This is a genomic window from Chlamydia suis, from assembly GCF_900169085.1.
Taxonomy (GTDB): Bacteria; Chlamydiota; Chlamydiia; order Chlamydiales; family Chlamydiaceae; genus Chlamydia; species Chlamydia suis.
On record NZ_LT821323.1, the window covers coordinates 465,028 to 478,441 of the forward strand.

The following is a 13,414-nucleotide window of genomic DNA, read 5'->3' on the forward strand; positions in this document are numbered from 1 at the left end:
TGAGGAAGTTTGACACAAGAGACTTTTTTTTCTTTTATGATTCCATTTTTGCAAAAAAGCAAGATTTCATCACTCTACCACATGCTCCGCGTATCTTTTATGTAGGCTATTTGGCAAAAATGCTTTAACTATGAGCAAATCATTTTCGTAATGATGAGAGATCACCAATCCTGCATCACATAATTCTGTAAATAACCCATATTCTTTGTAAGGGAGATGCAAGGTGACCTGGGGATACTCTTCTTGTACCATATCTGCCATAGCTTGCAGCAAATCTCGTATTCCCTCCCCTGTTTTTGCAGACACACACACAGGATTAGGAGACATAAGTCGCAATTTAGAAACAACTCCCTTATCTGTAACCATATCTAGTTTATTCAACACAGTAATGACACGGGGCTGCTCAATCCCGAGTTCTCGCAAGATCGTTTTTGTGGTTTCGACATGTTCCAACGCCAGCGGATGAGAAGCTTCAATAACATGCAGCAAAATATCCTCGTGCAAGGCGGCCTCTAAAGTACTTTTAAATGCTGCTACCAAAGTGTGTGGAAGCTTACGAATAAATCCTACAGTATCGGTCAACAATACTCTTTGACCACAAGGCAAAACACAACGTCGCGTTTTAGGATCCAATGTAGCAAATAGCTTATTCTCCGCATAAGTCTCTGCTGAAGTCAGTAGATTTAAGAGGGTACTTTTCCCAGAATTTGTATATCCAATCAATGCAAAAGTCGGAATCTGGCTCCGTTTTTTGGCTTTACGACGCTCTTTTCTCTGTCGTTCTACATCTTTTAAATCTCTGGAAAGCTTATGAATCCTTTCCCGAACAATTCTTCGGTCTAATTCAATTTGTTTCTCCCCTTCTCCCTTAACAAACCCGCTACCACTTCCTCCAGATTTCTGTCTAGACAGATGCCCCCACATACGCTTCAATCGAGGCAACAAATAACGTGCTTGCGCAAGCTCTACTTGCAATCCTGCTTCGGCCGTAAGCGCTCGGCTAGCGAAAATCTCTAAAATTAACTCTGTGCGATCTAATACTACAACACGTAACCGTCTTTCCAAGTTCCGTTGTTGAGAGGGAGAGATCTCTTCATCAATTAGTAAAGTCCCAATTGTTGGAAACTCTTCTAAAATCCGTTCTATTTCCTCTATCTTTCCCTCATTCAGATAAAAAGATGAAGAGGGGGATCGCAAAAGCCATGTACAAGTCTCTAGAACACTCAGATCACAAGAGTTTGCAAGAGAAATCAGCTCTTCAACATACTCCGGAGCTCGCTCTTGCTCTGCACGATTTGCATAACAGCAAACAGCTAAAGCCTGCGCAGGATCTTGTTCCTCCCGGGGAAGAGAAAATCTCCAACCGATAGCACTTTGTCTCTCTTTTTTCTCCTTCTGATTATTCTTTTTCATTGCTTATTTTCCCTATTCCCATAAAAGCTCCATTCCATCATAAGCACACTCTCTTGCAGAATCCTGCTCCAATACTTTGTGTAGATAGTGACTTACATGCGTTATCACTAAACGTGATGCCCCTATCTTTTCCACTAAATGATCCGCTTGTTCCAAAGTTAAATGTGAGGGCGAGCGGCTTCCAAAAGCCTTAGGAAGAACCCCTAATGAAGTTGAAAGAACAACCGTTTCAACTCCCTTCAAATAATCCAAAATCTGATCATCATAATGAGACATGTCCGTCAAATAAGCTAAATTCCCAAAACGATATCCAGTCACTTGGCAGTTTTTTTGAAAATAAGAAACATAGGTAAAAGGCACACCTAAAAACTCGTATTCCCCACATGGTTCATTTAAAATTGTGAAACGTAAGGAAGCCGCTAAACTAGCATCCAAGGATGCTTGCCGAATTAAATGCTTTCTAGTTTCACACAAATAATTGTATGTGAACGCAGAAAGAACAATAGGAACTTGTTTAAGATGGGCAATATACCAAGAACGCAGATCGTCTATCCCTCCAATATGATCATAATGGGGGTGGGTAAGGAATACCCCATCTAATTGCTGAATCTTATATTTCAATAACTGAGTTCTAAGATCCGGGCCTGTATCAATAATCAAATTTTTTCCCTGACTTTGTACCAACACGGAGGAACGCAGACGACTCACAGCCCCCTTCGAACATACCTCACAAGAACAAAATGGCACAGGAGTCCCCTCCGGATCTCCTGTGCCCAAAAAAACAACCTTCCCAGAAGAAGATGTTGCTTCCATATAAGGCCTCTTAGTATTCAGACTTCAACTATTTAAACCCCATTTCTGTTCTAGCTCCGCCAACACTCCCTCCTTCTTAATCTCTTGTACTGCGGCTTCTATCTCAAAAGCTAAAGATGGACGATCAGAAGCAACTCCTATTCCATACCCTAAAACCCATTGATCTTCAGGGAGCTCTATAGTTGCAGTAGTAAGAGTCGGAAAATCTTTCAGAACGACTTGTGCAATGGACGGCTCCAAAACAGCTACGGGAGACTTATTATGCAAAACTTCCATAAGCACTTCTAAAGTACTATCAAAAGAGCGAATACGCACTCCTGGAAGAGACTGCAAATATGTCTCTTGATAGGTTCCTGTTTGAACAGCTACAGAACTGTACTGAGCTAGTGGTAAAGGCTCCGCATTTTCTCCCTTAAAAACTAAAACCAAGTTCTTAATTTCTTCTCCGTAGTAAGGAATCATAAAAATTTCTTTCAATCGAGAAGGCGTAATGGACACTCCTGCCATAACTGCATCAATACGATGCTGTTTTAAATTAAGAATAAGCGCATCAAAAGCAAATTCGCGGACTTCTAATTTTTTTCCTAACTTTTTACTAATTTCCCTAGCTAAATCTATATCAAAGCCAACCGTTTCTCCTTTTTCATCAACAAACTCAAACGGAAGATACGTTGCGTTAGTCCCTACAATGAACTTTTCGCCAAGAGAATCCCCATCCTCCTTTAAACATCCCGTCAAACAGAAACTAGAAACAACAGCTAAGAATGCCATCCAAAAATTTTTTCTTCTCACGCCCATACTCACTCCGACTCAGAGGTCTAACGACAGGGACTATACCCAGCAAAAGAAATAAGAATCTATACAAAAGCTTTTTTCTTAGATATCAGGTCCTGTTCCTGTATCCACAAAGCTAATTCTGCAAGTTCAGGAGAAGAGATATGTTGAGCTCCATCACACAAAGCTAATTCTGGCTGCTCATGAACCTCCACCATCACGCCGTCAGCCCCAAGAGCGATAGCAGCACGAGCTAAAGGCACAACCAAGTCTCGAATTCCTGATGCATGAGAAGGATCCACAATAACAGGCAAGGCCGTCTCTTTCTTAACCCATGCAACAGAATTCAAATCGAGGGTATACCGAGTTGAGGTTTCAAAAGAGCGAATGCCTCTTTCACAAAGAATCACTCCAGGACAACTTGCATTACGCAGTAGATACTCCGCAGCTCCCAGCCATTCCTGAACTGTAGCAGCAGGATTTCTTTTTAAAATCACCGGACGATGGCTTTGGCTCACCTCATTAAGAAGAACAAAATTTTGCATATTACGAGCCCCTATCCGCAAAAGATCCACGTGTTCCGCGGTCATTTCCACATCACGAACATCCAAAACCTCTGTCTCTGTTAACAATCCGTGAACAGCCTTGGCTCGACTATGCCACACCACACAATCCGGAGACCAGCCTTGAAAAGAATGTGGATTCGTACGTGGCTTGCGAATAGAACCTCGAAAAATGTGTGCCCCAGCCTCCTTAACCTTTAACCCTAAAGAAATAGCATGTTCTTGGCTTTCTAAAGTACAAGGTCCAGCAATAAGAATAGGCCTCCCCCCTCCTATGGATAGGGTTTCTGATAAATGAATAACTGGGTTCCGGGTTGAATCAAATACATAGGGCAAAGGAACCCGTTGTTTTTCCATAAGATCTAGTTTTCCTGTTCTTCTTTTTTAGCAGGGGCAAATCATACACACTGGGAAGAGAAAGGAAAGAAAAAGATTTTCTAGAAAAAGAAAAATGTCCTCTTCTCTCAAAAGAAGAGGACATAAAAAAATAGTTATTATTCTGAACCGTTAGGCAACCGTTTAATATCAGAAATCACATCTATCAGAGTCGTAAGGAAAGCTTGAAACAATGCTTCATCGGCATATGCCACGCTTCCCTTGAGTAACTTCCTACAATAACACAGTAAGCTACAGGTTAAACACATAACTCCTTGTATAAAAAACAATCTACATTTTTGTTTTAGCATATTTTCTCACAAATGTAATAGCTTCTTTTATAAGAACTAAAACAACTAAATCTTAAAAACTAAAATTAAAATCAACAAAAACCACTTAAAACAAAATATTAAACTCGTTGAAAACAAAAAAACTTTTGTTAAAATTTTTGCCCGGCTGCAAAAACGTTTACAAGAGGGTAAAAGCGTGTTCGGATCTATTCCCTGTTATCCAGGATGCAAGAAAGTCTCTTTGCAGGATGATCACTATTACTATTGCAATTTATGCGATAGCATCGTTTCTCCAACGAGCGTAGATGTTGCCGTTGTTTCTCCTAATCTACCAACCGCCCACCCAAAATTTAAGCTCTCTGTTTTACGTTGCAAAAACCATCCAACGAAAGGTTTGAACCCTGGGGGACCAATTACTTCTTTACAAGGTCTCGCCCCATCTGCATCAACCCCCTTAACGGAAACTCACCAAGAAATGCTTCGTCTCTGTTCTCGAGTTCGTTGCTTAGACATACTTACTTTATGCAGCACGCTGACTGCCGCCCTTCTTGCCATTACCGGAGCCATCATTCAATTCGTCATTGCCGCTCCCACAGCCTTCTTCATTCCCCTCATTCTACTGGGTCTGGCAATTGTCCTCTGCATAGGAGCCTTCTCTTGTGCTCGGATTTCCCAAAAAAGCACAGCGCGTTGGCAGAGCCTCTCCAAAAAAATAGTTCTATCATCTGTCAGGGTCCCAGTCCAATCTGGAACAGAACGCTACACTTTATTAACAGAATTTCCCCCAACCTGTTACGAAACTCCTAAACCCATAAATAGCGCTCCAGGCTCTAGGAACCAAGATTTCAGGAATACTCCACGTTTTGTAGCGAAAAAGACGGCCTGTAAACTTTCAGCTAAAACTCTGAAAATCTTAAAAAATCGCCGCAAAGATTAACGGATTTCTACTTAAACAAGGCGAATAAAGCTCCCGCTGCCGCAGATTGCAAAGAAGCTGATTCTTGCACACAGCGGCCTCTTAAAAAACATGTCGCCTTTCTATTTTCCGAATACGCGATTGCCTCCAAGATGGTCAGCTTGTCTTGCCAACGGCTCTGTGGGTATAGATCGATTACTGCATTCAATCCAGCCTCTTCCCCCTCACGTTGTAAAGAAAAGAGAGCTTGCTCTAAAACAGAAGCAAAGCTCTCTTCTTGCGTAGGTTCCCCGAAAGATTCGCAATCCCCTTCAGCCAATAACACACCAGAACAAAAACTCCATCCCACCTGCTGCCCAGCTAAATACTGAGCAACAACCTCTTTTACCTTACTGTATTGAGCAGCGGCTAATAAACAGATAATCTTTTTCGCTAAATCTCTTTTGATAATTTCTGCTTGTAAAGGAGATGGTGGGATAAGAATTTTTTGATCTTCACACAAAAATCGTTCCAGCGCTCGACAGGGCTCTATTCGTTGCATAAACATAGCTATGATATCCCCTGCCTCTTCTATCTTTTCTCTACTTACTAAAAGCACAAAAGCAAGATTTACCTGAGCACGAGTCCCTTGTACTGTTGATAAAAACCGCCCAGCTAAATGAGCGCCTTGAATACCTAAGGAGCAAATAGCTTCCGAAGCAGCTTCACAAAGCATACTAGAAGAAGATGACAACCCTTCAATCAACTTATCCTCTCCTAAAGGGTCTTCTTGTAGATAAAGAATCGCTGCAGCTTGCATCTGCACACGCGCAGAGGGAGAATGACAAGCCAACTTCCGCACAGATTCTATTATAGCGGCCGATCGAAACTCTTTACCCATTCTTAAAACAACCTGTAAAGTAGCCAACTGAACATCCGGGTGATCCGCAGCAAATAATTGCAAAACTTCTTCTTCTACATATTTTTCTGGATGCTCTTTTAACATTTCACAAGTCATTAGAGCCTGATCAATACCCATTAACACCGGGCATTGGGGATTCGCAAGCAAACACAAGGCTCTCCACGCCTCTCTTCGCTCAGTTCCATCTAATTGCGAATTTTGGACAACGCCCCTCAAATGAGAAGTTAAATCCGTGATCTCTAACAAGGCTGCAGCTCGATACGCCGCAACTCGAACCTGCATCGAGGAATCATTTTTTGCCAAATCGCTCAGAGCACGAAGTAAACTACTGGAACCATACATAGCAGCTACCTGTAAAGCGATCTGTCTAACCGTATCGCTATCATCAGACAAAGCCTGCAAAATTATAGGCACTAATCGATAATCGTGAGCCATGCCTGCGGCCAAAATAGTAATCACCCGAACTGTAAGCGAAGGATGTCGAATGTTTTTTTGAAGAAGGGTAGCAGCAAGATCTTCATGCACATCGCGATCAAATTCCAATGAAGAAAAACGTTTTTTAGAATGAAGAAAAGCTGCTTCCCAAGCCGAATATTCATGGTGCAGGGCTAAAGCCTGTAATGCTACACGCACCTCTTGTAAAGAACATTCGGAAGATAAAAGAATTTTTGCCTCTTGTGCTGCCGCACCATACTCATGAAAAAGCATCTGCCGCTGAATCGAATCAGAACAATGCCCACAACACATGATGAAGAAATAAACTATGCGATGGAGCCTAATAAGCCTCCGCCAAGAAGATGAATATGTAGGTGGAATACGCTTTGTCCCCCCTCTAAACCATTATTGATCACCACACGATATCCATTTTCTATACCGAAATCGCGGGCCATCATCTGAATAATCTTACCCGCTTCTGCAAGCAAGAGAAAATCATTGCTTTGCATATCTTGTAATTTTTCAATATGCTTCTTTGGAATAATAAGCAAATGCACTGGAGCCTGAGGAAACTTATCCTTAATTACGATAAAATTTTCATCCTCAAAAACCTTATCGCATTCGACGGAACCTTCTATAATACGTTCAAAAATTGTAGTCATTCCACTCCCTGCTGTTTTAATACTAAATTCAGCGCCTCTTCACAACTTTCCCGACTATCCCAAACGGAGAGGAACAACCCTTTGTGACAAAAAACTGCTCCAGGGATTCCTGTAACCTTAACCAACTGATCTCCCAATAACCCCGCCCACTCTTCTGGAAAAGGAATTCTTACCTCCATTCGACGATCCAGAGTAGGGGGAATCCCTCGTAAAATCCATTGATCCGAACAGGGAAAACTGACAAAAGCCGCAGGATGATTTTCTCCTCCTAAGGAGAAAAAATTCTCCTGCCACGCTAATGGACGATCAAAGCGCAAACAAACATCTTCCTTCTCCATAACTTGCTTGACAACATCTCGACACATACGATCGTAACGAAACTTATCTCGTAAACGAGTAAGCAGATCTATCGCAAAATGCAAAGCGAAGAAAAATTCTTTATCGGTATTCCCTCCCTCTTCCAAGGGATTATAAATTTTAATGATGTCTGAGAAAGAACAGAACCCTTCCTTAGAAAAAAATCGTCCGTTATCTTGCTCATCCACACCATGTACTAGCGTGTTATTGAGATATTCATATTCTTCATGAGAGAGGAATCCTAGATTATGCAAATAATCAAGAACCATCCCAGCACTACTCCAAGAACCAGCATACGACACCTGATGATGATCGAAACGCTTATCTTCTGCGGAGTATCTCCCTCCCACATCACAAACGTACTCACATTGCGCTAACTTTTCAGGATCTCTGGTGCGAATAATTTTGTTCTCATCAACAAGATCAAACATAATCAATAAAGCGCAAGCCGTCACTTCGTCGGCGTGAAAAGAACCATCATGTGTGCCAACACTTCTTGGAATTTGCATTCTCATTATCCTCCGTGATCCTCTCGACAATAGAACAACAAACAAACCTAGGCGGTAGTATCCTATCCAAAAGCTGAAAATCCTCCATCCTACTTGTTGTTTAGGATTAATATCAAGCGTTCCGCGGAAAGCTTTCCCCCTTTTGAAACCCTAGATTTTCTATATTTTCAAAATAAACCCTTTACAAACCTCGTGTTAAGTATGCATATAAATTCTTTGACTTCTCTTTTTAAAAATTTTTCCGATAAGCTGGTTCTTCACCTACGAGGATTCCAATGACACTCTTTCACTCTTGCCACGATGCCGTCTCTCCAGACGGCTATTTATGTTCTTCTCTTCAATTAATCAGTACCGGTGTGTATGAAGGAGAAATCGAAATTCAAAATATCCCCTCCTACTTCCTGGGATTCCAATTACCTCTTCATTGCGTTCATCTCAATCTAAAAAGTTCCTTAGCCCAACTAGGAATAGATGCAACTCTTCTTCACTGTGAGCTCAGCAAAAACCAGAAGCGAGCTCATATACACGCACAATTTACTAGCCACGGCCCCGTTGCGGAATCTATGCTCACTCTTCTCAAGCCCGGAGATCGAGTAGCCAAACTATTTGCTGCAGACGAGCGTAGATTGGTCCGCTCTCCCGATTATCTTGAAAGCATGCTAAAAAATACTGATAAGGCTGGACACCCCCTGCTTTGCTTTGGGAAAAAACTGGAACATCTTATTTCTTTCGATGTAGTAGATGACCGTCTTGTTGTATCCCTCCCCACTCTACCGGGCATCGTTCGTTATGACTCAGACATCTACGGCCTTCTTCCTCTGATTCAAAAATCTCTCAGCAACCCCAAATTAAGCATTCGTCACTTCTTGTCCCTTTATCAACAGATTGCGGAGGGACAACATATTCCTTGTGAAGGCAATATTCTTTTGATCAAGACAGAGCCTCTTCATATCCGCACAGTATTTGCTCGCGTGGTCAATCAACTTCTTCCTCAAGGGCTCTTCCATACTTCTGCTAACATTTTAGAGCCGACAACTCAAGAATCTGGAGACATTTTCGAATTTTTTGGAAACCCATCCACATCAATAGAGAGAATCCCTTTAGAATTTTTCACTATTGAACCCTACAAAGAGCACTCCTACTTCTGTAATCGAGATTTATTGCAAACAACCTTGCAATCCGAAAGCGAAATCAAAAAAATATTTGGAACAGCTCCTCAAGGCCCTGTAAAAGCTGCTACTTATTTATCCAAAGGAAGCGAAATTCCTTCTCTTTATGCAGATTCTTGGCTTACAGGATCTGCAGCTGCATATCAATGTAGTGAAAACCAAGCAGTCAAGGACGAATATATCCATGCACAGCCCTGCTATCCTTTTTTGGAAGCAATGGAAATGGGCCTTATTAATAGTGAAGGCGCTTTGCTCTCCCGCTTTTTCCCTTCTTCTAGCTTGAAGGGGATGTTGATCTCCTATCATGTACGCCACTATCTCAAGCAAATTTATTTCCAAGTGCCTTCCTATACGTATGGAGACTACTTCTCTCATAATGACAGAGGATTGTTATTAGACCTTCATCAGGCCGGTATTGATGTATTCTGGGCAGATGAAGAAAGTGGTCGCGTCTTGCAATACACAAAACGACGCGATAAGAATAGTGGAATGTTCGTTGTTAAAGATCGTGTTGAAGAATTCCGTTCAGCTTTTTTCGTAGCTATTTATGGATCTCGTCTTCTCGAAAATAACTTTTCCGCCCAACTCCATACTCTTCTTGCAGGACTACAACGGGCGGCACATACCCACGGCATTCCAGGCTTCTCCAAACCTACCCCTCTAGCCGTAATCACTGGGGGAGGAACCGGTGTCATGGCCACAGGAAATCGCGTCGCAAAAGAACTTGGCATTCTTTCTTGCGGAACTGTCCTCGATTTAGAAGCCTCACCTGCACAAATCGACCAGCCAGCAAACGAATTCTTGGATGCCAAAATGACGTACCGGCTCCCACAGCTTATAGAAAGACAAGAACATTTTTATGCAGATCTTGCTATTTTAGTCGTTGGTGGGGTCGGAACAGATTTTGAGCTTTATCTAGAACTCGTCTACTTGAAAACTGGAGCAAAGCCTCCTACCCCTATTTTTCTGATTGGGCCTGTTGAATACTGGAAAGAAAAAGTAGCTCATGCTTATGAGATTAATCTCAAAGCAGGAACTATCCGAGGTTCCGAGTGGATCAGTAACTGTTTGTTCTGTATCACATCTCCCGAGGCGGGGGTTGCTGTGTTCGAACAATTTTTAGCTGGAGAACTGCCTATAGGCTATGATTATCCTCCAGCTCCAGACGGATTAGTTATCGTTTAAACATAAAAATTCCCCTAGCCTTTTTTCCCTAGGGTAGGGGAAGCCATTTGAGGAAACCGCTCAAATAGCAAAGGTTTCACCGCTCTAGGCAACAACACCTTCTTCCTACGAGAAGCCTCTCCCGCTATCAAAGTGACGTCATTCTTAGGAAGCGACAAAAAATCGGCTAACAATTCTATGACTGCGTCATTAGCCTTACCTCTTTCCGGAGCTTCTGTCACTCGAACCCTTAATATACCATCGTCCAGACATAAGACTCTATTTTCTCGTGCCTTTGTAGTAACTCTCACTTCCACAACCCAAAAGCCTTCTAACAAAATTCTCTCCTTCTCCTTTTCAGGAATTTGAAGGAAGCGTAGTAGTAGTACGCGTCCTTTTATCGTTTACTAGCTCACAAGAATACCTATTCCGGATTTCATTTCCCTCTAAAATACAAGTTTATTTTAATTCTCAAAAAAACTTTACCCCCCTTCTCCCAAAAATCTTGTTTTTTCTCAGCTTCCGAGTTATAACGAGGCAATCCCTAACCCACGCCAAAAAGATGAAACCTCTACGTTTCGGTTGTTTCTTTTACGTTCTTTCTTTTGTCTTTCAGATAGCTGTTGCCAATGAACCAAATTCTTGTCCCGATTGCCAAAATAACTGGAAAGAGGTAACTCACACCGATCAACTCCCTGAAAACATAATTCATGCTGACGATGCTTGCTATCACACTGGTTATGTACAGGCTCTGATCGACATGCATTTTTTAGATAGCTGTTGTCAAGTCGTTGTCGAAAATCAAACAGCCTATCTATTCTCCCTCCCTACAGATGCTGTAACACGTAATGCCATCATTAATCTAATTAAAGACCTACCTTTTATCCACTCAGTAGAAATCTGTCAGGCTTCCTATCAAACCTGTCACCATCAAGGGCCTCAAGGCACAGCTTCTCTTCCAGAACAACGTTCCTTCTGCACAAAAGTATGTGGAAAAGAGGCTATTTGGCTGCCGCAAAACACAATCCTCTTTCCACCTCTTGTAGCCGATCCTAGACAAGCAACTAACAGCGCAGGCATTCGTTTCGATGATGAAGTCATAGGGAAACGTGTGGGATCCGCAGTATTTGGAGGAGATTTCATCTTTTTACGATTGTTCGATGTTTCGCGTTTCCATGGAGACATGGACATCGGTCTCCAAGGTGCGGTTTTTTCTGTATTCGACCTAGAAAATCCAGACGCCTGCATGGTGAATTCGGACTTTTTTATCTCCGCTTTATGCAGTTTTGCTGTAAATAAATGGAGCTATCGTTTGCGACTATGGCATCTTTCTTCTCATCTTGGAGACGAGTTTATCCTCGCAAACCAGTTGCCTCCTAAAAACCGTTATAATCGTAGCGACGAGGCAATAGATTTCTTTGCTTCTTTCCGCTACACACCACAAATACGTGTCTACGGAGGAATAGGATACATTATCAGCCGAGACCTAACCTTCCCTGAAGATCCTCTTTACTTTGAAGGAGGGTTAGAGCTCCGGCCTTTCGGATTACGCGAAGATAATCTTCACGCTCAACCTATCTTTGCTATGCATTTTCGTTTCTGGGAGGAGCAAGACTTTTCTATAGACCAGACTTATATATTAGGAATGGAATGGTCTAAATTCCAGGATATCGGTCGAAAAGTTCGTGCTGTGATCGAGTACCATCAGGGATTTTCTTATGAAGGACAATTCGTCCGAAAAGAATGTGATTACTATGGTTTTAGGTTGAGTTACGGCTTCTAGCCACCTAAAAATTAGACTAGACATATGAGAGCCCCACCTTTATAGTACCGTCCGCTATTTTGATTCCCTTATGTTTCTTTCGAAGTGGGTGGTTTATGAAGAGAAATCATAATTTCGCATCTTTAGCGACAAATTACTTATTCTCTGATTTACAAAAGCGAGTTACTCAATTCCGTTTAGACAATCCCCAACATCGAGTGATCAGTTTGTCCATAGGAGATACAACCCAACCTTTGGATACGAGTGTTGCGGAAGCTTTTTCCGAGTCGATTATGCGTTTGAGTTCTCCTGAGACTTATTGCGGATATGGTCCGGATTTTGGGTTGCCATCCTTAAGACAAAAATTATCCAAAGATTTTTATCATGGCTGCGTTGACGCGGAAGAAATCTTCATTTCTGATGGCGCTAAAGTTGATCTCTTTCGTTTGCTCTCATTTTTCGGCCCTAATCAAGTAATTGCTGTTCAAGATCCCTCTTACCCGGCTTATGTCGATATCGCCCGCTTAACAGGTGCTAAGGAAATTGTTACTCTTCCATGTTTACAAGAAAATGACTTTTTCCCTGTATTTCCTACGAATACTCACATTGATATTTTGTGCCTATGCTCCCCCAATAATCCAACGGGGACTGTTTTAAATACCAATCAACTGCGAGCAATCGTGCATTATGCGATAGAACATGATATTCTCATTTTATTCGATGCGGCTTATAGCACCTTCATCGCAGATCCGTCCCTTCCTAAAAGCATCTTCGAAATTCCTGATGCACGGTTTTGTGCAATAGAAATCAATTCCTTCTCTAAGCCCCTCGGATTTGCCGGCGTTCGATTAGGATGGACTGTTGTGCCTAAAGAGTTAGTCTATAGAGAAGGCCTTCCCGTAATTCGCGATTGGGAACGCTTCCTTTCAACGACTTTCAACGGAGCCTCTATCCCAGCTCAAGAAGCTGGAATCGCAGGTCTTTCCATTCTTCCAAAACTTGAAGCTGTTCGCTATTACAGAGAGAATAGCGCTTTACTTAGAAATTCTCTATTGGAAGCGGGGTATCAAGTATTCGGAGGCGAACACGCTCCGTATTTATGGGTCAAACCTACTATGGAAACCATTGCTGACGAGGATCTTTTTGACTTTTTCTTACAAGAATACCATATCGCAGTTACACCAGGGATTGGATTCGGTCTTTGTGGTTCAGGGTTTGTTCGCTTCTCTTCTCTAGGAAAACGTGAAGACGTATTAGCGGCCTGTGAACGGTTACAAATGACTCCCGCTTTGCAGTAATAGCAGGAATAGG

At 42.1% G+C, this 13,414-nt stretch carries 13 protein-coding genes; 4 read left to right on the forward strand and 9 right to left on the reverse strand.

All coding sequences use genetic code 11. From position 1 onward, the window contains the following. Window positions 1-69: 69 nt before the first annotated feature. From hflX to B6E89_RS02085, 5 genes are all read right to left on the reverse strand, one after another. Complete coding sequence (gene hflX, locus B6E89_RS02065) at window positions 70-1,413, reverse strand: GTPase HflX (RefSeq protein ID WP_080129041.1); 1,344 nt, start codon at window positions 1,411-1,413, stop codon at window positions 70-72. Between the two features lie 12 nt (window positions 1,414-1,425). Next, window positions 1,426-2,226: an MBL fold metallo-hydrolase gene (locus B6E89_RS02070; protein WP_080133038.1), complete on the reverse strand. Its 801-nt coding sequence runs from the start codon at window positions 2,224-2,226 to the stop codon at window positions 1,426-1,428. 24 nt (window positions 2,227-2,250) lie between these two features. Next, window positions 2,251-3,024: a transporter substrate-binding domain-containing protein gene (locus tag B6E89_RS02075; protein ID WP_080133041.1), complete on the reverse strand. Its 774-nt coding sequence runs from the start codon at window positions 3,022-3,024 to the stop codon at window positions 2,251-2,253. A 59-nt stretch (window positions 3,025-3,083) separates the two neighbouring features. Continuing rightward, complete coding sequence (aroF, locus tag B6E89_RS02080; protein WP_080125522.1) at window positions 3,084-3,920, reverse strand: 3-deoxy-7-phosphoheptulonate synthase; 837 nt, start codon at window positions 3,918-3,920, stop codon at window positions 3,084-3,086. A gap of 137 nt (window positions 3,921-4,057) precedes the next feature. Beyond that, window positions 4,058-4,249, reverse strand: a complete 192-nt coding sequence (locus tag B6E89_RS02085; RefSeq protein ID WP_080133043.1) for a hypothetical protein — start codon at window positions 4,247-4,249, stop codon at window positions 4,058-4,060. Between the two features lie 175 nt (window positions 4,250-4,424). On the opposite strand from B6E89_RS02085, the gene B6E89_RS02090 reads away from it, so the two are divergent. After that, window positions 4,425-5,165: a hypothetical protein gene (locus tag B6E89_RS02090; protein WP_080133046.1), complete on the forward strand. Its 741-nt coding sequence runs from the start codon at window positions 4,425-4,427 to the stop codon at window positions 5,163-5,165. Between the two features lie 7 nt (window positions 5,166-5,172). Here the strand turns inward: B6E89_RS02090 and B6E89_RS02095 are convergent, their stop codons facing one another. From B6E89_RS02095 to B6E89_RS02105, 3 genes are read right to left on the reverse strand one after another with little or no spacing between them, the layout of a single operon-like run. Further along, complete coding sequence (locus B6E89_RS02095; RefSeq protein ID WP_099156069.1) at window positions 5,173-6,792, reverse strand: HEAT repeat domain-containing protein; 1,620 nt, start codon at window positions 6,790-6,792, stop codon at window positions 5,173-5,175. A gap of 14 nt (window positions 6,793-6,806) precedes the next feature. Beyond that, the gene (locus B6E89_RS02100) at window positions 6,807-7,142 is read right to left on the reverse strand and encodes an HIT domain-containing protein (RefSeq protein WP_035406452.1); all 336 of its coding nucleotides are present in this window, start codon (window positions 7,140-7,142) and stop codon (window positions 6,807-6,809) included. Continuing rightward, window positions 7,139-8,008, reverse strand: coding sequence for an MYG1 family protein (locus B6E89_RS02105; RefSeq protein WP_035406456.1), 870 nt, complete (start codon window positions 8,006-8,008; stop codon window positions 7,139-7,141). The genes B6E89_RS02100 and B6E89_RS02105 overlap by 4 nt, the downstream gene beginning before the upstream one ends. A 275-nt stretch (window positions 8,009-8,283) precedes the next feature. Between B6E89_RS02105 and B6E89_RS02115 the strand changes: the two genes are divergently transcribed. Further along, on the forward strand, window positions 8,284-10,362 hold the full coding sequence (locus tag B6E89_RS02115; protein WP_080123804.1) for an LOG family protein: 2,079 nt from the start codon (window positions 8,284-8,286) through the stop codon (window positions 10,360-10,362). Window positions 10,363-10,376: 14 nt separating this feature from the next. Here the strand turns inward: B6E89_RS02115 and B6E89_RS02120 are convergent, their stop codons facing one another. Further along, on the reverse strand, window positions 10,377-10,679 hold the full coding sequence (locus B6E89_RS02120; RefSeq protein ID WP_035406461.1) for a DUF167 family protein: 303 nt from the start codon (window positions 10,677-10,679) through the stop codon (window positions 10,377-10,379). A gap of 224 nt (window positions 10,680-10,903) precedes the next feature. On the opposite strand from B6E89_RS02120, the gene B6E89_RS02125 reads away from it, so the two are divergent. Continuing rightward, window positions 10,904-12,124, forward strand: a complete 1,221-nt coding sequence (locus B6E89_RS02125) for a DUF1207 domain-containing protein (RefSeq protein WP_080121460.1) — start codon at window positions 10,904-10,906, stop codon at window positions 12,122-12,124. A gap of 95 nt (window positions 12,125-12,219) precedes the next feature. After that, the gene (locus B6E89_RS02130; RefSeq protein ID WP_080133053.1) at window positions 12,220-13,401 is read left to right on the forward strand and encodes an LL-diaminopimelate aminotransferase; all 1,182 of its coding nucleotides are present in this window, start codon (window positions 12,220-12,222) and stop codon (window positions 13,399-13,401) included. Window positions 13,402-13,414: the final 13 nt, after the last annotated feature.

What these genes read in the sequence shown, in the direction of transcription:
- hflX (WP_080129041.1), bottom strand. Translation starts at nt 1,413, where the DNA reads ATGAAAAAGAATAATCAGAAGGAGAAAAAAGAGAGACAAAGTGCTATC.
- B6E89_RS02070 (WP_080133038.1), bottom strand. Translation starts at nt 2,226, where the DNA reads ATGGAAGCAACATCTTCTTCTGGGAAGGTTGTTTTTTTGGGCACAGGA.
- B6E89_RS02075 (WP_080133041.1), bottom strand. Translation starts at nt 3,024, where the DNA reads ATGGGCGTGAGAAGAAAAAATTTTTGGATGGCATTCTTAGCTGTTGTT.
- aroF (WP_080125522.1), bottom strand. Translation starts at nt 3,920, where the DNA reads ATGGAAAAACAACGGGTTCCTTTGCCCTATGTATTTGATTCAACCCGG.
- B6E89_RS02085 (WP_080133043.1), bottom strand. Translation starts at nt 4,249, where the DNA reads ATGCTAAAACAAAAATGTAGATTGTTTTTTATACAAGGAGTTATGTGT.
- B6E89_RS02095 (WP_099156069.1), bottom strand. Translation starts at nt 6,792, where the DNA reads ATGTGTTGTGGGCATTGTTCTGATTCGATTCAGCGGCAGATGCTTTTT.
- B6E89_RS02100 (WP_035406452.1), bottom strand. Translation starts at nt 7,142, where the DNA reads ATGACTACAATTTTTGAACGTATTATAGAAGGTTCCGTCGAATGCGAT.
- B6E89_RS02105 (WP_035406456.1), bottom strand. Translation starts at nt 8,008, where the DNA reads ATGCAAATTCCAAGAAGTGTTGGCACACATGATGGTTCTTTTCACGCC.
- B6E89_RS02115 (WP_080123804.1), top strand. Translation starts at nt 8,284, where the DNA reads ATGACACTCTTTCACTCTTGCCACGATGCCGTCTCTCCAGACGGCTAT.
- B6E89_RS02125 (WP_080121460.1), top strand. Translation starts at nt 10,904, where the DNA reads ATGAAACCTCTACGTTTCGGTTGTTTCTTTTACGTTCTTTCTTTTGTC.
- B6E89_RS02130 (WP_080133053.1), top strand. Translation starts at nt 12,220, where the DNA reads ATGAAGAGAAATCATAATTTCGCATCTTTAGCGACAAATTACTTATTC.